Below are 22,256 nucleotides of genomic sequence, written 5' to 3'. Positions count from 1 at the left end.
GCCCGTGACGCCGGTCGAGATCGCGGTGCTGGTGTTCGTGATCGGCTGCGGGCTGGCTACGGCGCTGTTGCGGGACGTGCTCGCGTCGATCATCGCGTTCGCCGCGTACAGCCTCGGCATCGCCGTCGTCTGGCTGCTGCTTCGCGCGCCCGACGTGGGCCTGACCGAGGCGGCCGTCGGTGCCGGCGTGACGACCGTGCTGTTCCTGTTGACGATCGCCAAGACCGTGCGCCCGCCGGGCGACGGCGTGTTCGTCGACGTGAACGTCCCGGCGCTGGGCGTCTCGGGGCTGCTCGTGGCCGCGCTGGCGACGACGCTGACGGCGCTTCCGCCGGTCGGGTCGTCGTCGACGCCGGTGGCGACCTCGCGGGTGACCGAGCACTACCTCGCGAACGCGTACAGCGAGACGGGCGTCGAGAACGCCGTGACGGCCGTGCTGGCCGCCTACCGCGGCTTCGACACGCTCGGCGAGGCGGTCGTGGTGTTCGCCGCGCTGATCGGACTGCTGGTCGTGCTCGACCGTGAGGTGATGGAATGAGCACCAGAGACGGCGAGACCGACGCCGACGCCGACGCCGGCGACGCCGCCGACCGCCTCCGCCTCGGCGGGGATGCGCGTCAGGGGCGGCCGTACGTTGAGAGCCCGATCATCATGGCGACCGTCCGGATCGTCGCCCCGTTCGTGTTCACCCTGGGCGCGTTCATCATGTTCCACGGTGCCGATTCCGCCGGCGGCGGCTTCCAAGGCGGCGTCATCGTCGGAACGGTCGTGTTGATGCTCGCCATCGCCTTCGGGATCGGCCCGACCCGCGAGTGGATCTCCTCGTCGCTGTTGACCGTGCTGGTCGTGTTCGGCGTCGCGCTGTTCATGGGGATCGGCCTGCTCGCGCTCGCGTTCGACGGGGCGTTCCTCCAGTACACCGCCATCCCGGTGTACAACGCCAGCAAGTACGGGATCGAACTCGTCGAGGTGGGGATCGGTATCATCGTCTCCGGCACCGTCGTCGGGCTGTTCTTCGCGCTGGCGGCGGGTCACTCCCCCGCCGCGGACGAGGAGGTGGACCGGTGATCGCCGCGCTGGCCGACCGCGCGTACTTCGCGGTCGCCTTCCTCCTGATGGGCGTGGGCGCGTACATGCTGATCGGCGACCGCAACCTCGTGAAGAAGGTGATCGGTATGAACGTCTTCCAGACGGGGATCTTCCTGTTCTTCATCGCCTCGGCGTACGTCACCGGCGCGTCCGCGCCGCTGTTGACGGAGCCGGAGCCGTACGTCAGCCCGCTGCCGCACGTGCTGATCCTGACGGCCATCGTCGTCGGGGTGAGCCTCACCGCGGTCGCGCTGGGGCTCATCGTCCGCATCTACGGGGAGTACGGGACGCTTCGTGCGGACCTGATCGAGGAGGTGAGCGACGGTGAGTGACCTCGCCGCCCTGCTCGTCGTCGTCCCGCTGTTGGGCGCGCTCGGCTCGATGATCGCGGGCCTGATCCGCGAGGAGAGCGGCTGGCCGGTCGCCGTCGTCGTGCTGGCGGTGCAGGTCGCGCTGGCGGCGGCGTTCGCCGCACGCGGCCTCGGCGGCGACCCCTCCGGCTACGCGGTCGGCGGGTTCCAGCCCCCGATCGGTATCGAACTGCTCATCGACGGGCTGACGGCGACGATGGTGGTGCTCGTCGCGGCGGTCGCGCTGGGCGTGCTCGCGTACGCCCGCCGCGCCGGCCCGCGCTCGAACCGGTTTTACGCGACGTACCTGCTGCTCGTCACCGGCCTCACCGGGATGTCGATCACCGGCGACGCGTTCAACATGTACGTCTTCCTCGAAATCACCGGGCTGACCGCCTACGCGCTCGTCGCCAGCGGCGACCGGGGACGCTCGGCGGTCGCGGGCCTGAAGTACCTCCTCGTGGGGACGTTCGGCGCGTCGCTGTACCTGCTCGGCGTCGGCTACGCCTACGTCGCGACGGGGACGCTGAACATGGGCGACCTGGCCGTTCAGTTGGCCGACGTGGGCTACGCGTCGCCGCTGGTCCGGGCGTCGTTCGCGTTCGTCGTCGTCGGCCTCTTCGTCAAGGTCGCGATGTTCCCCCTGCACACCTGGCAGCCGGGGGCCTACGCCGGCGCGCCCGACTCCGTGAGCGCGCTCATCGCCGCGCTCGTGTCGACGGTCAGCGCCTACGCGCTCGTCCGGATCGTGCTCACGGTGTTCACGCCGGAGTTCCTCTCTGCAGTCCCGTTCGCACGGACCCTGCTCGCGGCGACGGCCGCCGTCAGTATCGTCGTCGGCAGCCTGCTCGCTGTCGCGCAGACGGAGATCAAGCGGATGCTCGCATACTCGTCGGTCTCGCAGTTCGGACTGATCGTCGCCGCGCTGTCGGTGGCGAACGGCACGGCCCTCGTCGGCCTCGCGGTCCACCTCGTGGGTCACGCCGTCATGAAGGGCGGACTGTTCTTGACCGCCGGACTCGTCTCGACGGGCACCGGTGGTCGGAGCGTCGCCGATTACGACGGCCTCGCCGATCGGATGCCCGTCGCCGCGGCCGCGTTCGGCGCGCTCGCGCTCGCGATGGTCGGCGTCCCGCCGGCCATCGGCTTCCTCGGGAAGTGGTACATCGTCGTCGGGACGCTGGAGGCGGGGGCGTGGTCGCTCGCGGTCGTCATCCTCCTGTCGACGCTGTTGACGCTCGCGTACTTCGCCCGACTGGTCGAGCGGATGTTCTTCCGCGCGGCCTCGGACGCTGACGCCGTCGGCGACGGCCCGGACACCGGCGAGGTACCCGGCACGGCCGAGCCGACGGGGGCGACGGTCGCCACCGACGGCGGCCGCGTCTCGCTGGGCATGTACGCCGCCGTCGCCGCCGCGACGCTTCTGGCGCTCGGGCTCGGGGCGGCCGTTCCGGCCTACGAGTCCGCGCTCGCGCCGACGATCGAGGTGCTTCTGTCATGACCGAGATATCCTCACTCAGACCGATCGCCGCCGTGCTCGTCTCGGCCGTCGCAATCGGCCCGATACTGCTGTCCGGGTCGCGCCCGAACCTCCGCGAGTCGTGGACGTTCCTCGCGGGCGTGCTCAAGTTCGGCATCGTCGCCAGCATGGTCCCCGGCGTGCTCGCCGGCGACGCGTACGTCACCGACCTCGGGGCGTTCCTCCCGCTTCCCGGGGCCGACCCGATCCGGTTCGCGCTCGAGGTCGACGCCCTCGGGCTCCTGTTCGGCCTGCTCGCCAGCCTCCTGTGGATCGTCACGAGCAGCTACAGCGTCGGGTACATGCGCGGGCTCGACGAGCACGCCCAGACCCGCTACTTCGCGGCGTTCGCCGCGAGCCTCTCGGCGGCGATGGGCGTCGCGTTCGCGTCGAACCTGATCGTGTTGTTCGTGTTCTACGAACTGCTCACGGTGGCGACGTACCCGCTCGTCGCCCACGACGAGACCGACGAGGCCCGGGCGGCCGGCCGCAAGTACCTCGCGTACACCTTCGGCGGCGGCGTCGCCGTCCTCGCGGGCACGGCGCTCGTCTACTGGCTCACCGGCACGGTCGCGTTCACCTCCGGAGGGATCGACGGGCTGGCGGCGGCCGACCCCGCGATGGCGAGACTCGCGTTCGCGTTGCTCGCGGGCGGGTTCGGCGTCAAGGCGGCGCTGATGCCGCTGCACTCGTGGCTGCCCGACGCGATGGTCGCACCGACGCCGGTCTCGGCGCTGTTGCACGCGGTCGCGGTCGTCAAGAGCGGCGTCTTCGGCATCGCGCGGGTCGTCCTCGACGTGTTCGGTCCCGAGACCGTCGGAAACCTCGGGATGGGGCTCCCGCTGGCGGCGGTGGCGGCGTTCACCCTGACGGTCGCGAGCGTCATCGCGCTTCGACAGGACAACCTCAAGCGCCGGCTCGCGTTCTCGACGGTGAGCCAACTGTCGTACATCGTCCTCGGGTTAGCGGTACTGACGCCCACCTCTATCGTGGGCGGCCTGCTCCACATCCCGGCACACGCGTTCATGAAGATCACCCTCTTCTTCGCGGCCGGCGCGATCCACGTGGAGACCCACACCGACGACATCTCCGAGATGGCCGGCATCGGCCGGCGGATGCCGCTGACGATGACCGCCTTCGCGGTCGCGGCGGCGGGGATGGCCGGCATCCCGCTGATCGCCGGCTTCGTGAGCAAGTACTTCCTGCTCATCGGCAGCGTCTCGGCCGGGCAGACCCTCTTCGCGGTCGCGCTGCTCGTCTCGGGCGTGCTCAACGTCGCGTACTTCTGGCCGATCGTCTACACCGCGTTCTTCGAGTCGCCCGAGGAGACCGACGAGAAGCCGCTGATCGAGGGGCCACTCGGCGGACGGCTGGCGTGGGGCCGCGCGGCCGTCGCCGACGCCGAGCGCGACCCGCTGGCGGAGGCGGCTGACGACGACGACACCGACGCCGTCGCCGACGGCGGCGAGGCACACGACCGCGATGGCGACACCGACCGCGACGGCGACACCGACCGCGACGGCGACACCGACCGCGACGGCGACAGGGCGCACGACCGCGACGACGACAGTCACGCCGGCGGCTGGGAGCGCCGCGGGTGGACCGGCGGCGAGTCCACGTGGTTCATGCTCGGTCCGATCCTGACGGTCGCGCTCGGCTCGGTCGTCCTCGGGCTCGTCCCCGACGCCGCCGTGTTCCTCAGGGTCGTCCGCCTCGTCGTCGAGGCGGTGACGGGGGTGGCGGTCTGATGGTCGAACCGTTGGTCGACCCGCTGGTCCCGCCGTTCGTGCTCGTGCTGGCGGCCGCGCTCGTCGTCCCGCTGCTGGGTCGACGCGCGGGCCACGCCCTGGGCGTGCTCGCGACCGCGGCGGTCGTGCCGTACGTGTGGCTCGCGCCCGCCGGCGCGCACCTGCCGACGCTGCTGTTCGGCTTCGACGCCGTCCTGTTCAACGTCGACGGCTTCTCGCGGCTGATGGGCGTCATCTTCGGCTTCATCGGCGCGGTCGCCGTGCTGTACTCGTGGGCGACCGACGCCTCGCCCCGCCAGACGGCCTTCGCGCTGGGGTACGTCGGCACGAGCCTCGGGGCCGTCTTCGGCGGCGACTGGCTCACGCTGATCTTCTTCTGGGAGCTGATGGCCGTCACCAGCACGCTGCTGGTGTGGCACTACGGCGGCCGCGCCGTCCGCGCGGGCTTCCGGTACGCCCTGCTGCACGGGATCGGCGGCACGCTCCTCCTGGGGGCGATCGTCTGGCACTACGTCGCGACGGGGACGTTCCTGTTCACGGGCGAGGGCCTCGCGGGCACCGTCGCGCCCCTGCTCGCGGCGGTCGGCGTCGGCGTCAACGTCGGGTTCATCGGCCTCCACGCGTGGCTGCCCGACACCTATCCGCGCCCGCACATCGCCGCCAGCGTCTTCCTGTGCGTCTTCACGACCAAGACCGGCGTGTACGGGATGTTCCGGGTGTTCCCCGAGGGAGAGATCGCCGTGGCGTACATGGGCGCGCTGATGGCCGTCTTCGGGGCGGGAATGGCGCTGCTTCAGGGCGACATGCGCCGGCTCCTCTCGTATCACATCCAGTCGCAGGTGGGGTACATGGTCGCCGGCGTCGGCCTCGGCGGCGCGCTCGCGACCGCCGGCGCGTTCGGCCACGTGTTCAACCACATCCTCTACAAGAGCCTGCTGTTCATGACCGTCGGCGTCGTCATCTACCGCACCGGCGAGGAGCACCTGGAGAACCTGGGCGGTCTCTGGCGGAAACTCCCGCTGACCGCGGTCGCGTTCCTCATCGCGGCGCTGTCGATCGCGGGGTTCCCCGGGTTCAACGGCTTCGTCTCGAAGGGGATGGTGCTCGGGGCCGCCCACAAGAAGCACTACGACGTGATCTGGTATCTCCTGCTCGCGGGGGGCGTCGGCACGTTCCTCTCGTTCATCAAGTTGGGGTACTACGTGTTCCTCCACGGCGAGTACGAGGGCGAGGTGACGCCCGCGAACCTCGGGCAGAAGGTCGCGATGGTCGCCGTGGCGGTTCCGTGCGTCGTGCTCGGCGTCTACCCGCCCGCGCTGTTCGCGATCCTTCCCGACACCGGAAGCTACGACTACACCACCTACACCGTCGGCCACGTCGAGGAGGGGCTGATCCTCGCGGCGCTCGGCGTCGTCGGCTTCGTGATCCTGAAGAAGCCGCTCGCGAAGGTCGGCCGGGTTCCCGACGTGGACGCGGTCTACAACCGCGTTGGATTCTACGGCACCCGCGGGCTGGTCGTGGGCGTCACGGAACTGTACGCCGCCGTCGATCGGGCGACCGTCGCCGCCACGGGCGCGGTCGCGACGGCGGTTCGGCGGCCGGAGCAGACGCTGGGCGGCATCGGCGTCGTCCGCGCTATCGCCGGGGCCGACGGCGACCGCGGCGGCGACGCGGACCACGCCAGCGATGCGAACCACGCCGGCGACGCCGCGAGCGATGGTCGCACGGTCGACCTCAGCGCCGGGTTCGGGGCGAGCGTGCTGCTGGTCACGCTGCTGCTCGTCGCGGCGCTGGTACTCGTGATCTGAACGGGGACTCGGTGACGGCGTGGTGCAGGCGCGGTGCCGACGCGTCGGCACCGGCTCGTCGTCACGTCGCCGCGGCGACGGCGGCTCCCGCCGGCTCGCCCGCGCGGTCCCGACGCCGCCTCGGAACGCACGGGGGATCCGTCAGGCTTTACGGGGTCCTCGCCGTCGCAGCGACATGGACCGTCTGCGTCAGTCCCTGCTGGACGCGCCGATCATCGAGAAGGGGGAGTACCAGTACTTCGTTCATCCCATCAGCGACGGGGTTCCGATGCTGGAGCCGGAGCTCCTCCGGGAGATCGTCATCCGGATAATCCGGAAGGCGCAGATCGAGGACGTGGACAAGATCGTCACGCCCGCCGCGATGGGGATCCACATCTCCACCGCCCTCTCGCTGATGACCGACATCCCGCTGGTCGTCATCCGAAAGCGCGAGTACGGCCTCGACGGCGAGGTCGCGCTCCAGCAGGAGACGGGCTACTCCGAGGGGGAGATGTACATCAACGACGTGTTCGAGGGCGACAAGGTGCTCGTGCTCGACGACGTGCTCTCGACGGGCGGCACGATGAAGGGGATCCTCGACGCGCTCACCCACATCGGGGCGGACGTGGTCGACGTGGTCGCCGTGATCAAGAAGGCCGGACCCAACAAGCTCGACGACACCGACCACTCGGTGAAGACGCTGATTAACGTCACCGTCGAGGACGGCGAGGTCGTCGTCGTCGACGAGTTCGGCGACGACTGACTGCCCGTCGTGGTCGGCGTTCCGGGTCGCCGGCGGTGGAGCGGTCGAACGCCGGCGACGCCGTCGGCCGCGCGGTCCCGGCTCTTTTTCACGGCGGCACCCCGACCAGACGTATGGTCTCGACCCGGCTGCTCGGCGTGATCAGCACCTCCATGCTCGTCGTGGGCGCGCTCTCGATCGGACAGGTGTTTCACCTCACGATCGTCACCGGCGAAGTGTCGTTCACCGCCACGCCGGTCGTCGTCTACGGCGTCGCGGGGGTCATCGCGATCGCGATCGGCTACCGCGCGCGCAGGCCCGTCGCGGAGGAGTACGCGCTCACGAGCGACGCCCGCGAGCGCGGCGAACACGAACGAGAGCGCGGGCGAAGTCCCTCGAGTCCGTCGGACTCGTCGACGCCGTCGGGTGAGGAGACCGACGACGGTTCCGACACCGACGGGACGGACGACGCCTTCGACCCCGCGATGAGCCCCCTCGGCGACGCCGAGCCCGGCGACGCCGAGCGCGAACGTCGAGAGGGGGACGCCGACCGGTAGAGACGCTCGCCGTCACACCGTCGCGTCGTCGGCCGAACCATCCCCGCCGCGTTCCGGTGTGTCACCGCGTAGCGGGGGAATTAAGACCCGGGACCACGGTACGGAGAGATAGGAATGTCCGTGAGAAATCGCGTCCCCGATCGGCTGAAGGGTCCTCTCAGCGTCACCTCTCTAGGTGTCATGATCCTGGGGCTTGTACTGGGATACATCTTCCTCATGCTCGGATTCACGCTCTTTTTCGACCTCAACGGGATCGAGGGGATCTCAGACGTAGAGGCGGCGATCGTCGGCGCGACCGGCGTCGGCAGCGTCGTGGTCGGCTACGTCGGCTGGAAGGGCTTCATGGAGTTCGCCTACTGAGATGATCCACGACATCAGAGATCATCCGGACGCCCCCTCGATCGAAGAGCTTCGCGAGTTCACGCTCGTCCCCGTCGCCCGCGAGGAGATCGTCGACCGCCGGGCCGACGGCGAGGAGCTGTCCGAGGTGAACGTCCGCGAGGCGCGCGACGACGTACACGTCGAGTTGGAGCCCGACCCGACCGACCGCGGCAGTCACGACGACATCGGCACGGCGCTGTACCGGCTCGTCCAGCTGTTCGGGACGCCGAACGTCCCCGACTACGACGCCGGCAGCGACCTCTCGGAACGGGAGGACACGACGTTCAAGTACCTCCTGCGCGTCGTCAACGAGTCCGAAGAGGAGAATCGAAGCCTCCCCGACGAGTGGCTCGTCACGGTCTACGACTACCACGTCGAGCTCGGCGTCGGACTCGCCGGATGGAGCGACGGCACCGACCCGGCGGAGTACGACGGGGGCGTCCAGATCGTCTCGCTCGCGCTGGTGACCAACGTCGTCGGCGAGCCGCTGCAGTGCGTCTACAAGGACAAGTGGTACTGATCCCGGCTCGCGGCCAAGGTTCGCTGATCCGCTGACTGTCCTCCGTCTCGACGCTCGCCGCTCGGTCAACGCACACGGCGACCGCGTCGCCCGCGCGTCTCCCGCCTTCCTACGACACCCGAATTGGCCTCCCGACGCTCACCGACCCGTCGTGACGTGCATCACTGCGAACACCCCCGCGATCGACGCGATCAGGAGGCCGGCGAAGATCGGAACGACGGCCGATTCGCCGTACAGACCGCCCCAGTAGCCGACGTAGGTGACCGACACCAGCGCCGGCACCGACAGGAGGAAAAACAGCGAGGAGAGGTACGACGCGATCGTCGGGTCGTTTCCGTCGTTGGCGTACGTCCCGCGCTCGCGAACCGACTTCTCCTCGGTCGGGATGTCCCGCGGCATGTCCCCGCGTACCGCCGGCCGGGACATATGCCTGTCGTCGCGCGTCGGCGGTTCAGGCCGTCATCCCGTCGTACACGATGGCGACGAGATAGCCCGTGAGTTGCAGCGGCACCTGCCCGAACACGAGGAACGTGATCACGTCGCGAAACGTCGGAAGCAACGCGATCCCGCCCAGCGTCGAGATGTCGAGCAGCAGGTACGGCGCGACCGCGGCGGCGAACGCGAGCACGCCGCCGCTCACGACCGCGACCACCAGCGCGAGGACGCTCGTTCGAAGCTCCTGACACAGCAGTTTGACGAACGCGCCGGAGACCAACACCAGCGCGCCCATCGCCGTCTCTCCGGCCCACGCGGGGGCAACGGTCTGCAGTCGGAGCGTGTACGTCGCGGTCGCGCCGAGCACACCGGCGAGCACACCGACCGTGAGAGCCGCTATCGTCCGCTGACTGCGGGTGCCGAACGAGGCGGTCGCCGGCCGCGCCAGCGCCAGACGGATGCCCGCCGACCGGTCAGACATCGGTGTTCGCCCTCCTGTCTCTGACGGTCACCTCGAACGATCCCGAGGCGACGGCCGTTCCGGCGTCGATCGCCGCACGTGCGCGCCCCACGTCGTCCGGATCGATGTCGGCCTCCATCGTGAGCGTCGTCGTCTCGCCGCCCGCCAGGACAGTCTCATCGTCGACGAGATCGGCCGAACGGGGGACCGTGAGCGCGTCGCCGTCTCGCGGCGAGCCGTTGTACACGACGACGGTCGGCGATCCGATCGTCGCGCTCACCCGCGTCGGATTCGACACGGCGAACTCCACCACCATCGTCGGCTCCTCGCCGTCCTCGACGGCGTACGTCGTCGGCGAGACGTCGATCGCATCGCGCTGTTGCCAGGCGACTTGTCCGTTCGCCGTCGACGCGAACGCGACGCCGCTCACCGCGAGCATGACCGCGAGACCGACGAGGAGGGCTCGTTGTGTTTCTGGGGACCTGACCACGCTAGTCCTCTGCGGCCGCGGCGTTGAACTCCGCGTTCGAGTCCTGCAGCTCTCCGATGATCCCGTCGTCGTAAAGGTGACACGCGACCTCGCGCGTTCCCTCGGGTTGGGGATCGGGCCGCCGGCTCTCACACGGCGTCGTGATCGTATCCTCGAGCGCCGCGAGCGCCGCCTCGGTGTCCTCCTCGGCGACGGCCTCGGCCGCCTCCGTCAGGGCCCGTCGGGCGTCCGCCGGGAGATCGAGTTCGGCCATGTCGACACGGTGACCGCCCGATTCGACCTCCGTCTCAGAGCGGTACTCCTCGGGCACGTCCAGCGTCAACCCCTGCTCGACCAGCGCCTCGGTGCGGTCGACGGCGTCGTCCTCGACGGAGTCGGGTTTGAGTTCATTCCGCCGGACCCTGAGCTTGAACTGGTAGGCGCGTCGGAACGCCTCCTGGCTGCCCGTCCAGTCGTCCGGCGGGATGATGTGTGCGCAGCGAGGGTGGTATCGGCATCCAGTCGGCGGGTTCCGCGGCGACGGTACCTCGCCGGTCGCGTTCGCGCGGCGACGCTCGTCGCCGAGTTCCACGTCCGGAACCGCGTCGAACAGCGCCTCCGTGTACGGGTGTTTGGGGTCGTCGATCACGTCGTCGGTCGGTCCCTGCTCGACCATGTTGCCGAGGTACATGATCCCCGCGCGGTCACACATGTAGCGGATGAGCGAGAGGTCGTGGCTGATGAACAGGTAGGTGAGGTCGTACTCGTCCTGAAGCTCCTTCATCAGGTTGAGCACGCCCGCACGGATCGACACGTCGAGCATCGACACCGGCTCGTCGCAGACGATGAAGTCCGGGTCGACGACGAGCGCACGCGCGATAGCGACGCGCTGGCGCTCGCCGCCCGACAGTTCGTCGGGGAACGCGTCGAGGTACACCTCCGCTGGACCGAGTCCCACGTCCTCGAGTACCTCCTTGACGCGGGCGCGACGCTCGTCGTATCCCTCGATGACGTCGTTGATCTTCAGCGGCTCGGCGATGGTGTCGTACACCGTCATCCGGGGGTTGAGCGACTCGAACGGGTCCTGGAAGATCATCTGAACCCGCTTGCGGAACTCGCGCTCCTCCTCGCGGGTCATATCGGTGATATCGGTCCCGTCGAAGCGGATCGTCCCCTCGGTCGCCTCGTGGAGCTTCACGAGCATCTTTCCGAGCGTCGTCTTCCCGCAGCCGGACTCGCCGGCGATTCCGACGATGTCTCCCTCGTAGATGTCGAGCGAGATTCCGTCGACTGCGCGGACCGGCTGGGGCTCGCGACCGAGGATGGTGTCGACGACACCCTGTGACTGGTCGAAGAGCTTCCGCAGCCCGTCGATCTCTACTAGCGGCTCTCGATCTCCTGCTCGGTCCATGTGGATTCGTTGAGTGCGTCGGTTCGGAGCTGTTCGAGGTCGTTCATTCTGTAACACGCCGACTCGTGGGAGCGCCTGTCGGTCGACTCGGCGAGGCGACCGGTCGCCTCCGCCTCTTCGACGTCGTACATCGGGGGATGTTGCGCGTGACACTCCTCGATGGCGAACGGACAGCGCTCACGGAAGCGACATCCCTCGTCGGGATCGCGCAGCGTCGGCGGCGTCCCGGGAATCGACACGAGGTCCTGGTCGGCGGCGGTGATCGTCGGGAAGGAGTTCTTCAGCCCCAGCGTGTACGGGTTCGCCGTCGACTCGAAGATCTCTTTTTTCGGTCCCGACTCCATCACCTTCCCGCCGTACATGACCGCCATCCGGTCGCAGATCTCCGCCATCACCGAGATGTCGTGGCTGATGACGAGGATCGACACGCCGAACTCCTCCTGGAGCTTCTCCAACTCTTCGAGGATCCGGTCTTGGATGATCACGTCCAGCGCCGTCGTCGGTTCGTCCGCGATGAGCAGGTCCGGGCCGCACGCCATCGCCATCGCGATGACCGCGCGCTGTTTCATCCCGCCGGAGAACTGGTGGGCGTAGTCATCCGCGCGGTCGGGTTCGATGCCGACGCGTTCGAGCAGGTCGCGGGCGCGTTCGTGCGCCTCCTCGGCGGTCGTCTCCGGTTCGTGGCGGAGGATCGCCTCGACGATCTGGTCGCCGACCTTGTACACCGGGTTCAGCGCGTTCATCGCCGACTGCGGGATGATGGCGATGTTGCGCCAGCGCATGTCGCGGATCTGTTTGTTCGTCAGCGCCGCGAGGTCGGTCTTGCCGTCCTCGCGCACCGGCTTGTCGGGGTCGTCGACCACCGACTGTTTCGGGGCACCGCTTTCGTCTTCCCACTGCGGAAGCGTCGCGTCGAACCAGGCTTCCCCGCCCTCGATGTAGCCGTTCTTGTCCAGCAGCTGAACGAGACTCTTCGCGAGGGTGGTCTTCCCGCAGCCCGATTCGCCGACCAGTCCGTACGTCTCGCCGCGCTCGACGGAGAAGTCCACTCCGTCGGCCGCGTGTACAGCGGACCCGTCATCGACCGTGTACCGGATCGAGAGGTCGTTTACTTCGAGTAGTGTCATTGGTAGAGTAGTCTCACCGTTGCGGATTGGTCACGTCCTCCATCGAGAAGCCGATGAAGTAGAACGATGCCGCCAGCAGCATCAGCGCGATGCCCGGCGGAATGAGCCACCACCAGGCGCTGAAGATGTATCCCTGAGACTTGATGTTCTCCAGCATGATCCCCCAGGAGTTGGCGGTGAAGTCCGCCAGCCCGAGGTACGCCAGCGACGCCTGCGCGATGACCGCGCCCGCGGCGTCCTGCGCCAGGAACACGAACGAGATGGGGAGGACGTTCGGCATGATGTGCCGGAAGATGATCCGCGTGTCGGAGGCCCCGGCGACCTTGGCGGACTCGACGTACGACCGCTCCTTCAGCGAGAGCGTCTCCCCGCGTATCGTGATGCAGTTGTTGAGCCAGGAGGTGACGGCGATTCCGATGATGATGTTCGTGGTCGTGATCCCGCGGATGGCGACGAGGACGATCAGGAACGGCAGGAACGGCAGGCCGTACATGATGTCGACGAACCGCTGGATCGTCTCGTCGATCCACGTGTCGCCGTAGAACCCGGAAATGAGCCCGAGCGGGACGCCGACCAGGCTCGAGAGCAGGCCCGCAGCCAGGCCGATGTACATCGCGTTGCTCGCCGAGTAGATCACGAGCGAGAGGACGCCGTTGCCGTTGGCGTTCGTGCCGAGCGGCGCGAAGAACGGGTCGCCGAAGGCGGGCGGGTGCGGCAGCGACCGCACCTGTTCGCCCGTGAGTCGGCTCTCGATGGGGGGCTCGCCGATGTACGCGATCCAGTCGGGGGAGTGAGGCGCGAACACCCCGGGGATGACCGCCCACAGCGAGAAGATCACGAGGATGACCAGTCCCACCACACCGATTCGGTGTTCGGTGTACCGGTCCCACCCGCGCTTCATCCGTTCGATCCGCGGCTCCCAGCGCCGCTTCGTCGCTCCCTCGTCCGTTCCGGAGTCGCCTTGTTGGGTTGCCATTATTCACCCTCCCCGAACTTGATTCGGGGATCGAGGAACGTGTAGATGACGTCAGTTAGTAGCCGCATTATCACGACCAGCACGGCCAACAGGAAGAACGTCGCCTGTGCGACCGGGAAGTCGCGATTCAGCACCGACGAGACGATGATCTGTCCCATGCCGGGCCAGTTGAAGACGTTCTCGATGATGACCGAGCCGTCGATGAGGAACGCCAGGCTGACCACCGCGCCAGTAGCGACGGGGATCAGCGCGTTGCGCGCCGCGTGTTTGATCATCACCGCCCGCTCTGACAGGCCCTTCGCCTGCGCGAGGAACACGTAGCCCTCGTCGGTCACCTGGTTCATCGTCGGCCGCATGATGAGCATCGAGCCGACCCAGCCGATGAACGTGAGGCTGATGATCGGCAGCGCGATGTGGTACAGCACGTCGCGCATCACCGTGAACGCGGTCCACTCGAACTCGGGGAACTGGGTGAACATGTACGCGCTCGGCAGGAGGTCGAGCTCGTAGTTGAACACCCAGATGAACAGCCACGAGATCCAGAAGCTGGGCATCGAGTACATCAGAAGCGAGGTGGTGAAGATGGACTTGTCCTTCCTCGAGCCCCGCCACCAGCCGAGGTACATGCCGACCAGCGGGCCGATGATGAACCCGATCACGAACGTGGACCCGAACAGGACGAGCGTCCGCGGCATCCGGCGGACCATGAGGTCCGCCACGGGCGCGTTGTACGTCGGGGAGCGCCCGAAGTTACCGGTCTGGTAGTTTATCATGAAGTCGATATACTGTCTCCACAGGGGTTCGTTCAACCCCCACTGCTCCCGGATCCGTTCGATCTGTTCGGACGTCATCCCCGTGCTTATCATGCTCGTGATGAACGAGCCCGGCATGCTCCGCAGGAGGACGAACAGAAGCGACATGATCACCAGGAGCGTCAGGTACGAGACGACGATCCGTTTTGCGAGGTATTTTCCACTAATTCTGGTCATGCGTTTTATGTGACCGTTCCGCGTGTGTCTGTGTCACGAAGGGTAGGGCTTTAACCTGTTGAATCGGCCGATGCGGGACGGGCGACGCCGTGTGAAACCCCGGGCGGGAACGGGGTGCCCGGCGTCGCGCGTCGGGCGAGCCGTTACTCGTCCAGGTAGACCTGGTTGATCTGCGTTCCCAGGTACGTCGAGCCCGGACCCGGGATGTCTCCGATCGCACCGCTGAACCGGTTCCTGATGGGCCACTTCGTCAGACTGTAGTCGGCAACCATCGTCGGGAAGTCGAGGTAGATCTTCTCGACCGCCTGCCGCGAGAGGTCGTTACGCTCTTCGGGGTCGAGCGTCGTCCGCGCCTCGTCGATGAGGTCGTCGGCTCCGGCGTCGTCGAACAGCCCGTACCCCATCGCGTTGTTGAGGAGCGTGGAGGTGTTCTCGTCGTCGCCCTCGGTCTCAACGACCGAGTGGTCGTCGGCGTTGTCAGAGTGGAACAGGCTGTACAGCGTGTTCGTCGCGAACGGCGAGAGGTTGACCCATCCCATGGAGAACGCGTCGTAGCTCTCCTCGCCGTACGCCCGCGTGACGCGGGTGTTGAACGAGACGACCTCGCGGTTGATCGGGATGCCGATCTGCCGCAGCGAGGAGATCCAGTCGCTGACCATCTGTGCGGACTGGGGTGCCTCCTGAGCGGGCGACAGCAACATCGTGAGCGGTCCGTCGTGGATCTCGGTGAGCAGCTCGCCGTTGACGCGGATCTCCTGGTCGACCTCCTCGTCGGCGTTGAGCAGCACCTCGGACTCGACGGAACCGAAGCTGTAGTCGTGCTTGGGCTCCGTCTGACTGGCGGTGACGCCGGTCAGGCTGCCGGGGTACTCCTGCCCGACGAAGGTTCCCTCCTCGCCGGTGATGACCTGCCCCTCGGTGAGGAACTCGCGGACCCCCTCCACGTCCGGAACGCTCGGGCTGGCCTGGCGGAAGGTGAACGCCTGCGCCGACGGGCCCTCCAGAAGTTCCTGGTCGGTGCCCGTCTCCGGCCGAACCGCGGTGTAGCCGGGCGGCATGACGAAGTCGCCCTCCTGGGCGTAGCCGCGCTGGAGCTGCTGCGTGTAGTAGACGTCGTCGAAGGCGAACCCGAGCACCTGCCGGAACGGCAGGTCGTCGAGCGGCTCGCGGCGGAGGTTGAACGAGTAGTGACCGTACCCGGTGTCGAAGCCGTCGAGCACGTCGATGTTCTCGTTGTCGATGCCGTCCTGGATCCGGGAGGTCCGGAGGCCGCCGTACAGGGTGTCGATGTCGCCCTCGAACAGCGCCTGGTGCAGCGCGGACTGCGAGGAGTAGATCCGGTACCGAACCGCGTCGACGAACGGCCCGCCGGGGATGATGCCGTTGACCTCCTCGCGCCACTCGAGGTCCGAGAGATTGTACTCGCCCTCGCGCTCCTCGAACGACACCTCGACGGCCGTGTCGGGGTCGTACTGCGTGACGACGCCCGCACCGAGACCCACGGGACCGAAGTCGGTGTCGCCGGGCTCGTACTCGTTGTAGTCGTCCACGTCCGCCCAGCGGTGTTCGGGGAAGATCGGGAGGCCGAACTGGTCGTACGCGAACGTGCCGTTCGGCTGGTTCAGCGTCATCAGACAGTCCCAGTCGCCGTCGGCCTCCTCCACGCTCTCGATCGCGTTGAGGGACGCCGCGTAGCCGCCGGGCTGCTGCTCCAGCAGGTAGTTGTACGAGAAGACCACGTCGCCCACGGTGAACTCCTCTCCGTCGTTCCAGGTGAGGCCGTCCGTGCGGACGTTGAAGCGGATCTCGACGTTCGGCCGGTCGTCCTCCCCGGTCTCGTCGAGCACCTCGGACTCCCAGTCCGTGAAGACGTTGGGGTGCATCTCGAAGTTGACCGGGTCGATCGCCGCCCCGGACTCGTAGATGCGGTCCGTGACGGCGCCCACGTACGCCGAGGAACTCGCCATGGCGTTCAGCGTGTTCGGGGAGGTACCCATCCCGAAGTTGAAGATCCCGCCGGTCGGGATCTCCTCGGAGTCGGCTGGCGCTTCGGTGGGGGTCTCGTCTTCGGTGGGGGTCGATTCGGTCGTCTCCGTCTCGTCGCCGCCGTTGCCTGAACAACCTGCCAGGCCGGCGGAGACGGCCGCGACGCCGGTGCCCTGGAGGAACCGACGGCGACTGGAGCCGGATTGGTTATCGGACATACGCCCCTTCGTTATGGTATTTCACACTTAACTGTGCGGGTTTTACCCATGCGGAATCGGGATAGTTCGATAGCCGTCCCTCGACGAACATCTACAGTACTCAGTATAGAAGGTCCATACCGTCGGAAATCCCACTCTATTGTGTGCTATTGTGTATCGGGGCGTCGCCCGCGAAAACGGCCGCGAACGCAACTTCGGTTTCTCATCAAAGGCGGATCGAGGCAGGACGGACGATCGGCGGCGACGGTGCGGTCGCAGTCGAGTATCGAGCCCGTTCCCGGCCTCAGTCCGCGTCGCCGTACCCGCGAGCCCGCAGTCCGAAGTACATCGCCAGCGTCACCGCCGCCATCCCGCCGGAGAGATACGTCTCCGCGGGGGCGGTCGCCTCCCCCCGACGAGCCAGTTCCATCCCCAGGAACGCCCACAACGCCGATATCGCGAAGCCGAACGCCATGGTTCCGAGCCCGATCTCCTCGCGGTCGGAGGCGTGGAGGTAGACGCCGACGGTCAACACGACGCCGCCGATGAGCGCGAGGACCGTTCGCGTGCCGACTGCCATGCCCGCCGTTGCGTGCGGGACGGTATAAACGACGCGGGCACGCGGCGTAGTCCAGCGGTTCCGTCGCCGTCACGCTTTCCGGGGTCGCGCTCGGACTAGAAGAGGAATGAGTCATCCGACCGCGCTATTCATTATCAGCGAGGAGGGGTACTGGGCGGAGGAGTGTATCGAGCCGCTCACGACGCTCGATTCGGCGGGTGTCGACGTGACGGCCGCGACGCCGTCCGGGTCGCCGCCGGTCGTGGACGACCGCTCGCTCGATCCCGAGGACGTGGGCGAGGAGACGGTCGAGCGCTATCGCGAGATCCACGAGAGCGACGATCGACTGCGTGATCCGGAGCCGCTGGCCGCGGTCGACGCCGGCGACTACGACGCCGTCGTGTTCCCCGGCGGCCACGGCACCGAGTGGGACGTGAATCAGGACGGCCACGCTCGGGCGGCCCTCCGGGAGGCCGTCGAGGGCGACGACGGCGTCGCGCTGGTCGTCTGCCACGCCGTCGGAATCCTCGCGTTCGCCCGCGACTCGGACGGCGGGTTCCTCGTCGCCGGTCGCGACGTGACCGGCTTCCCGAACGAGTGGGAGGAGGGGATCGTCGACGATCACGACCGGATCGACGGTCGCAAGCTCCCCTACTGGGTGGAGGACGAGGTCGTCGCCGCCGGCGGGAACTTCGACGCCGAACTCGACGCCGACACGTCGGTCACGGTCGACGGCGACCTGATCACCGCTCGGGGTCCCGGATCGTCGTCGGCCGCCGCCGCGACGCTCCTCGAGGAACTGGGAATCGAGGTTCCGGCCTGATCGGTAACGAGACCCGAGGGAAGGTGTTCCGTCTGGCCCCGTGTTACGCCTCGATCACGAACGTCGGTTCCTCGACGTTCTCGCCCTTGCACTTGGGACACCGTGATGGAGTGTTGATCCGGTCGTCGAACCCGTCGAAGCCGCAGTCGCGACACTCCGGGGGCGCGACGAGGAGTTGCTGGCCCTCGGGGACCGACCGCGAGACGTGCTCGATGTGGTCGTACACGGCGGCGCGCGTCACGTCGAATTCGGCGGCGAGCGCGCTCGCGTCGCGTGGCTGCGCGCGGAGGGCGTCGGCGATCCGCTCGCGGGTCGTTCGCTCCGGCATGACACGTGAGAGTCCCGACGCGACCGAATCACTTTCGGCTCGCACCGTCGCCGACCCGACGACACCGGGGCCGACGCCTCGTCCCCGGACCCGTGACCGCGGGAGAGGAAAGACCCTTGTCGGTCGGGCGTAACGTGGCTCGCATGAAGGCAGTCGTCCTCGCGGGTGGATACGCGACGAGACTCTGGCCGATCACGCGCAACCGACCCAAGATGTTCCTGCCGGTCGGCGACGGGACCGTCATCGACGAGATATTCGCGGACCTGGAGGCCGACGACCGGGTCGACGAGGTGTTCGTCTCCACGAACGAGCGCTTCGCCGGGGAGTTCGAGTCGTACCTCGCCGACTCGTCGTTCGAGAAACCGACCGTCTCCGTGGAGGACACGACCGCCGAGTCGGAGAAGTTCGGCGTCGTCGGCGCGCTCGCCCAACTCATCGAGCGCGAGGGCGTCGACGACGACCTGATCGTCGTCGCCGGCGACAACCTCATTTCCTTCGACGTGGGCGAGTTCGTCGACTTCTTCGAGGCGAAGGGGACGCCGGCGCTGGCCGCCTACGACGTGGGGTCGCGCGAGCGCGCGAAGAGTTACGGACTGGTGGAGTTAGACGGGGACCGCGTCGTCGACTTCCAGGAGAAGCCCGACGACCCGAACAGCACGCTGGTCTCCATCGCCTGCTACGCGTTCCCGCAGGAGACGTTGCCCGACTTCGAGGAGTACCTCTCCGACGGCAACAACCCCGACGAGCCCGGGTGGTTCATCCAGTGGCTCCAGTCGCGCCAGCCCGTCCACGCGTTCACCTTCGACGGCGCGTGGTTCGACATCGGCACCCCCGAGAGCTACCTCGACGCCGTGGAGTGGTACCTCGACGGCGAGGCCGTCGTCCACCCGGACGCGACCGTCGAGAACAGCGACCTGGGAGAGAGCGTGTACGTGCTTCCGGGGGCCGAGATCGTCGACTCCTCGATCGACCGCTCGGTCGTGTTCGCGAACGCGACGATCCGTGACGCCGACATGCGTCGCAGTATCGTCGACGAGGAGGTCGTCGTCGACGGTCTCGACCTCTCGGGCGCGCTGGTCGGCGCACACTCCCGACTCACCAACGACGAGTAGCGGGACTACCCCTCAGAACTCCGGAGCGTCATTCGCCGAGTCTCGCTTCCGTCACCCGGATCCGGCCGCGAGTCCCCTCCCACTCCGTGTCGTACTCCAACTCGACCGGTCGATCCATGTGCGGCCCGTCGGTGACGAACGTCTCGAACTCGCCGCCCTCGCCGAGCAGGTGAACGCCGTATTCCTCGTGCAAGTCCGAGAGCTCCGCGAGCGCGTCGCCGTCGAGCGTCCGCCCGAGCCACGACTCGTCAAGTCCCGCGGCCGCGACCTGGAGGATCGTGATATCGAAGCCCGCTTCGAGCATCTCCTCGGCGAGCGTCCGCGGATCGCGCTGCCACAGGGGCGCGAACAGCTCGATCCCGAGTCGGTCGCACATGGCCTCGATCCGACTCGTCTGGAACTCCGACTCGACCGCGCCGGCGGTGACGCCCGCCAGGTCGATCTCGTCGGCCAGATCCGACAGCGCCGCCTCCATCGGCTCCAGTTCGCTGTCGCCCTGCGCGCCCGAGTCCGTCGTCTCGGCGGCGTCGAAGTCGTCTGGTTCGACCTCCACCAGCGGGACGCCGATGCTCTCGGCCGCAAGCGCCGCGAGGCGCGTCTCGGGGACGTGATACATGTACGAGTCGCCCGCGGGGTGGACCGTCAGCAGTCGCTCGACCGGGAGCCCGCGTTCTAGTGCCCTGTACACCGCCCACGAGGAGTCCTTGCCGCCGGAGAACAGCCCGACGTACGCGCCGTCGGGGGTCGCGTCCGCGGTGTCGGTCGGGTCGGACTCGGCGTCGTCGTTCATACCGTCGGTACGCGGCGAGGCGACCTTACCCGTGACGGTTCGGCGACTTCGGCGACGAGGGGGAGTGGAAGGTGCTGGAGGGCGGGTGACGGGTCACGGCCGGTTCCGTCGGCCGGTGGGTTCCGACTGTCGGTCGCGTTACGGCGCGGTTTTCACATGTAGCCCAGGTCGCGGAGGCGCTCCATCAGGTCCTCCTTGTCCTGGGCGCGGCCGGCGCGCTCGGTCGTGTTCTCCATGTCCTGCAGCCAGGCGGGCTCCTCGGCGGACTTGTCCGTCGAGATCTCCGAGCCCAGCGAGCGGAAGCCCGCGAAGTACTTCGGCGACACCGGGATGTCCTCGATCTCGATGCCCTCCGGCAGGTCGTCGAACCCCTGGGGAACGTAGCCGTCCTCGGGGTAGCCCTCGACGGTTTCGGGCACGACAAAGTACCAGAAGGCGTCCCACACGTCGGCCTCCTCGAACTGCAGGATCGGCTGGATCCGGTCGTGGGGCGGGTAGATGTCGGGGTCGTGGCGCGGCGAGAAGAACGTCTCGTCGGCGCGGGCCTCCTGCTCGTCCCACCGGATGCCGGAGATGATGCCGTCGATGTCCTCGCTCTCGAGGGTGTCGTTGAGCGCGACCGTCTTCAGCAGGTGGTTACCGACGTACGTGTCCAGCAGGAACGGGAAGGTGTCCTCCTCGTACTCCAGGATGTCCCGGATGTGGTGCTGGTTGTGCTCTGAGAGCGCCTCGACCGGGATGTCGTCGCCCGGCTCCAGGCCGTTCTCGTCGACGTACTCGCCGACGTCGGTGTTGCGTGCCCACTTGACCTCGAGGTCCCACTCGTCGGCCCAGTGTTCGACGAAGTCCATCAGCTCGTCGAAGTGCTGGTAGTGGTCGATGAAGACGGTGGTCGGCAGTTCCAGTTCGTCGTGCTGCTCGACGACCTCCTTCACGAAGTACAGCGTGAGCGTCGAGTCCTTCCCGCCGGTCCACATCACCGCGGGGTTGTCGTACTCGCGCAGCCCCGTCTCGACGACCTCCAGCGCCTTCTCGAGCTTGTGCTCGATGCTCGGGTAGTCGGCCGGCGACTCTCCCTCGCCGTCGGTGTAATCCACGTCCAGATACTCCGGGAACTGCTGCTGTGAGTCGGCCATGCGTGGTAATTAGATATAATTAGAAGGCTAAAGGTCTTGTGACCGACACCGCGGAGGCGAAATCGGAACGGGACCGGATCGGCCGAAACGAGTCCGTGTCACCCGTCAGGGTGCCCGATCAGCTGATGAACTTGTTGTCGCGCCACTCGACGCCGCCCTTCTCGGAGTTGCGGTCGGGCGTCTCGACGACCTCGACGCTCGCGGGTCGCTCCTCGCCCTCGACGATGCGGTGGGCGTGCAACTCCTCGTCGATCTCGGTGATGGCGGTGAGCGTCCCCTTCTCCGACAGCAGGGCGATCTCCCGGAGAACGAGGAACATCTGGTACTGGAGCGCGGTGTTCTGGAGCACGGTCTCGCGGTCGCCCTTGAAGCAGGCGAACTCGACGAGTTCGGAGGGGATCTCCTCTTCCTCCTCCTGCATCCAACCGCCGCCGGTCCGAGGCGGCTCCTCCTCGTACACGCGGGTCTCGGAGACGCTCGCCTTCAACTGGGCGGTCGGGGTGTACTTGCCGATCGACTCGTCGTCCGAGACCGCCTTGAGGATCAGCGTGTTGTTACGCCTGTTGATGTCGACGTCCTCGACTCCCTCCGGGAGTTCGGGGTCCTCGTCGAAGTGGTCCTGGAGGTCTTCGAGTGGCAGTTCGAGCGTCGAGTGAAGTCGGTATACGCGGCCTGTCATGTGTGAGGTGATGAACGATGTGGGTGGACGTGATGGGTACTTGCTGCGTCGCGCGGCTGGCCGTGAGTTCCGTCCCTACTCGCCGG

25 protein-coding genes are annotated in these 22,256 nt (G+C 67.6%); 12 read left to right on the top strand and 13 right to left on the bottom strand.

Translation table 11 applies throughout. From position 1 onward, the window contains the following. The first annotated feature begins 4 nt into the window (after positions 1 to 4). From Hbl1158_RS07795 to Hbl1158_RS07750, 10 genes are all read left to right on the top strand, one after another. Positions 5 to 538, top strand: coding sequence for a DUF4040 domain-containing protein (locus Hbl1158_RS07795; RefSeq protein WP_234296155.1), 534 nt, complete (start codon positions 5 to 7; stop codon positions 536 to 538). Beyond that, on the top strand, positions 535 to 1,068 hold the full coding sequence (locus tag Hbl1158_RS07790; RefSeq protein WP_234296149.1) for an MnhB domain-containing protein: 534 nt from the start codon (positions 535 to 537) through the stop codon (positions 1,066 to 1,068). Before Hbl1158_RS07795 ends, Hbl1158_RS07790 begins: the two co-directional genes overlap by 4 nt. After that, the gene (locus Hbl1158_RS07785; RefSeq protein ID WP_234296144.1) at positions 1,065 to 1,421 is read left to right on the top strand and encodes a cation:proton antiporter subunit C; all 357 of its coding nucleotides are present in this window, start codon (positions 1,065 to 1,067) and stop codon (positions 1,419 to 1,421) included. Before Hbl1158_RS07790 ends, Hbl1158_RS07785 begins: the two co-directional genes overlap by 4 nt. Beyond that, the gene (locus Hbl1158_RS07780; RefSeq protein ID WP_234296138.1) at positions 1,414 to 2,940 is read left to right on the top strand and encodes a monovalent cation/H+ antiporter subunit D family protein; all 1,527 of its coding nucleotides are present in this window, start codon (positions 1,414 to 1,416) and stop codon (positions 2,938 to 2,940) included. Before Hbl1158_RS07785 ends, Hbl1158_RS07780 begins: the two co-directional genes overlap by 8 nt. Next, positions 2,937 to 4,706 (top strand): proton-conducting transporter membrane subunit, encoded by a 1,770-nt coding sequence (locus tag Hbl1158_RS07775; RefSeq protein ID WP_234296136.1) that lies wholly within the window; start codon positions 2,937 to 2,939, stop codon positions 4,704 to 4,706. Before Hbl1158_RS07780 ends, Hbl1158_RS07775 begins: the two co-directional genes overlap by 4 nt. Then, positions 4,706 to 6,514: a Na(+)/H(+) antiporter subunit D gene (locus Hbl1158_RS07770; RefSeq protein WP_234296134.1), complete on the top strand. Its 1,809-nt coding sequence runs from the start codon at positions 4,706 to 4,708 to the stop codon at positions 6,512 to 6,514. Before Hbl1158_RS07775 ends, Hbl1158_RS07770 begins: the two co-directional genes overlap by 1 nt. A 175-nt stretch (positions 6,515 to 6,689) precedes the next feature. Then, positions 6,690 to 7,256, top strand: a complete 567-nt coding sequence (gene hpt, locus Hbl1158_RS07765; RefSeq protein WP_234296131.1) for a hypoxanthine/guanine phosphoribosyltransferase — start codon at positions 6,690 to 6,692, stop codon at positions 7,254 to 7,256. 113 nt (positions 7,257 to 7,369) lie between these two features. Beyond that, positions 7,370 to 7,792, top strand: coding sequence for a hypothetical protein (locus Hbl1158_RS07760; RefSeq protein WP_234296130.1), 423 nt, complete (start codon positions 7,370 to 7,372; stop codon positions 7,790 to 7,792). Positions 7,793 to 7,972: 180 nt separating this feature from the next. Beyond that, positions 7,973 to 8,152, top strand: coding sequence for a hypothetical protein (locus tag Hbl1158_RS07755; RefSeq protein ID WP_234296129.1), 180 nt, complete (start codon positions 7,973 to 7,975; stop codon positions 8,150 to 8,152). A gap of 1 nt (position 8,153) precedes the next feature. After that, positions 8,154 to 8,693 (top strand): hypothetical protein, encoded by a 540-nt coding sequence (locus Hbl1158_RS07750; RefSeq protein WP_234296127.1) that lies wholly within the window; start codon positions 8,154 to 8,156, stop codon positions 8,691 to 8,693. A 138-nt stretch (positions 8,694 to 8,831) separates the two neighbouring features. On the opposite strand, the gene Hbl1158_RS07745 is transcribed toward Hbl1158_RS07750, so the two are convergent. The 9 genes from Hbl1158_RS07745 to Hbl1158_RS07705 all read right to left on the bottom strand — a co-directional run bounded on the left by Hbl1158_RS07745 (position 8,832) and on the right by Hbl1158_RS07705 (position 17,323). Then, a complete protein-coding gene (locus Hbl1158_RS07745; RefSeq protein WP_234296125.1) occupies positions 8,832 to 9,092 on the bottom strand; it encodes a hypothetical protein in 261 nt (86 codons plus the stop codon). 52 nt (positions 9,093 to 9,144) lie between these two features. Continuing rightward, entirely contained in the window at positions 9,145 to 9,609 is a 465-nt protein-coding gene (locus Hbl1158_RS07740) for a hypothetical protein (protein WP_234296123.1), read from the bottom strand. Then, positions 9,602 to 10,027, bottom strand: a complete 426-nt coding sequence (locus tag Hbl1158_RS07735) for a hypothetical protein (RefSeq protein ID WP_234296121.1) — start codon at positions 10,025 to 10,027, stop codon at positions 9,602 to 9,604. The genes Hbl1158_RS07740 and Hbl1158_RS07735 overlap by 8 nt, the downstream gene beginning before the upstream one ends. Before the next feature lie 52 nt (positions 10,028 to 10,079). Beyond that, positions 10,080 to 11,468, bottom strand: a complete 1,389-nt coding sequence (locus tag Hbl1158_RS07730) for an ABC transporter ATP-binding protein (RefSeq protein WP_234296119.1) — start codon at positions 11,466 to 11,468, stop codon at positions 10,080 to 10,082. Then, the gene (locus Hbl1158_RS07725) at positions 11,438 to 12,595 is read right to left on the bottom strand and encodes an ABC transporter ATP-binding protein (protein WP_234296117.1); all 1,158 of its coding nucleotides are present in this window, start codon (positions 12,593 to 12,595) and stop codon (positions 11,438 to 11,440) included. Before Hbl1158_RS07725 ends, Hbl1158_RS07730 begins: the two co-directional genes overlap by 31 nt. A 13-nt stretch (positions 12,596 to 12,608) precedes the next feature. Beyond that, positions 12,609 to 13,571: an ABC transporter permease gene (locus Hbl1158_RS07720; RefSeq protein WP_234296115.1), complete on the bottom strand. Its 963-nt coding sequence runs from the start codon at positions 13,569 to 13,571 to the stop codon at positions 12,609 to 12,611. Then, positions 13,571 to 14,560 (bottom strand): ABC transporter permease, encoded by a 990-nt coding sequence (locus Hbl1158_RS07715; protein ID WP_234296114.1) that lies wholly within the window; start codon positions 14,558 to 14,560, stop codon positions 13,571 to 13,573. The genes Hbl1158_RS07720 and Hbl1158_RS07715 overlap by 1 nt, the downstream gene beginning before the upstream one ends. A 143-nt stretch (positions 14,561 to 14,703) precedes the next feature. After that, positions 14,704 to 16,764: an ABC transporter substrate-binding protein gene (locus Hbl1158_RS07710; protein ID WP_234296111.1), complete on the bottom strand. Its 2,061-nt coding sequence runs from the start codon at positions 16,762 to 16,764 to the stop codon at positions 14,704 to 14,706. 283 nt (positions 16,765 to 17,047) lie between these two features. Then, positions 17,048 to 17,323 carry a hypothetical protein gene (locus Hbl1158_RS07705; protein WP_234296110.1) on the bottom strand — a complete coding sequence of 92 codons (276 nt, stop codon included), beginning with the start codon at positions 17,321 to 17,323 and terminating at the stop codon, positions 17,048 to 17,050. A gap of 106 nt (positions 17,324 to 17,429) precedes the next feature. Here Hbl1158_RS07705 and Hbl1158_RS07700 point away from each other — a divergent pair, with 106 nt between their 5' ends. Beyond that, positions 17,430 to 18,125: a type 1 glutamine amidotransferase domain-containing protein gene (locus tag Hbl1158_RS07700; RefSeq protein ID WP_234296107.1), complete on the top strand. Its 696-nt coding sequence runs from the start codon at positions 17,430 to 17,432 to the stop codon at positions 18,123 to 18,125. A gap of 43 nt (positions 18,126 to 18,168) precedes the next feature. Here Hbl1158_RS07700 and Hbl1158_RS07695 read toward each other — a convergent pair whose 3' ends face one another. After that, positions 18,169 to 18,453, bottom strand: a complete 285-nt coding sequence (locus Hbl1158_RS07695) for a transcriptional regulator (protein WP_234296105.1) — start codon at positions 18,451 to 18,453, stop codon at positions 18,169 to 18,171. A 143-nt stretch (positions 18,454 to 18,596) separates the two neighbouring features. Here Hbl1158_RS07695 and Hbl1158_RS07690 point away from each other — a divergent pair, with 143 nt between their 5' ends. Next, positions 18,597 to 19,565 carry an NDP-sugar synthase gene (locus Hbl1158_RS07690; RefSeq protein WP_234296103.1) on the top strand — a complete coding sequence of 323 codons (969 nt, stop codon included), beginning with the start codon at positions 18,597 to 18,599 and terminating at the stop codon, positions 19,563 to 19,565. A gap of 28 nt (positions 19,566 to 19,593) precedes the next feature. Here Hbl1158_RS07690 and Hbl1158_RS07685 read toward each other — a convergent pair whose 3' ends face one another. The 3 genes from Hbl1158_RS07685 to Hbl1158_RS07675 all read right to left on the bottom strand — a co-directional run bounded on the left by Hbl1158_RS07685 (position 19,594) and on the right by Hbl1158_RS07675 (position 22,170). Continuing rightward, entirely contained in the window at positions 19,594 to 20,355 is a 762-nt protein-coding gene (locus Hbl1158_RS07685) for a diphthine--ammonia ligase (protein WP_234296101.1), read from the bottom strand. A gap of 152 nt (positions 20,356 to 20,507) precedes the next feature. Further along, entirely contained in the window at positions 20,508 to 21,491 is a 984-nt protein-coding gene (locus Hbl1158_RS07680; RefSeq protein ID WP_234296096.1) for a phosphoadenosine phosphosulfate reductase family protein, read from the bottom strand. A gap of 118 nt (positions 21,492 to 21,609) precedes the next feature. Further along, positions 21,610 to 22,170 (bottom strand): hypothetical protein, encoded by a 561-nt coding sequence (locus Hbl1158_RS07675; RefSeq protein WP_234296094.1) that lies wholly within the window; start codon positions 22,168 to 22,170, stop codon positions 21,610 to 21,612. Between the last annotated feature and the right edge of the window lie 86 nt (positions 22,171 to 22,256).

This window comes from Halobaculum sp. CBA1158 (assembly GCF_021431925.1).
In the GTDB taxonomy this organism is placed as follows: domain Archaea; phylum Halobacteriota; class Halobacteria; order Halobacteriales; family Haloferacaceae; genus Halobaculum.
Note: the sequence above shows the minus strand (reverse complement) of the source record. Positions and strands in the feature narration are given on the sequence as shown.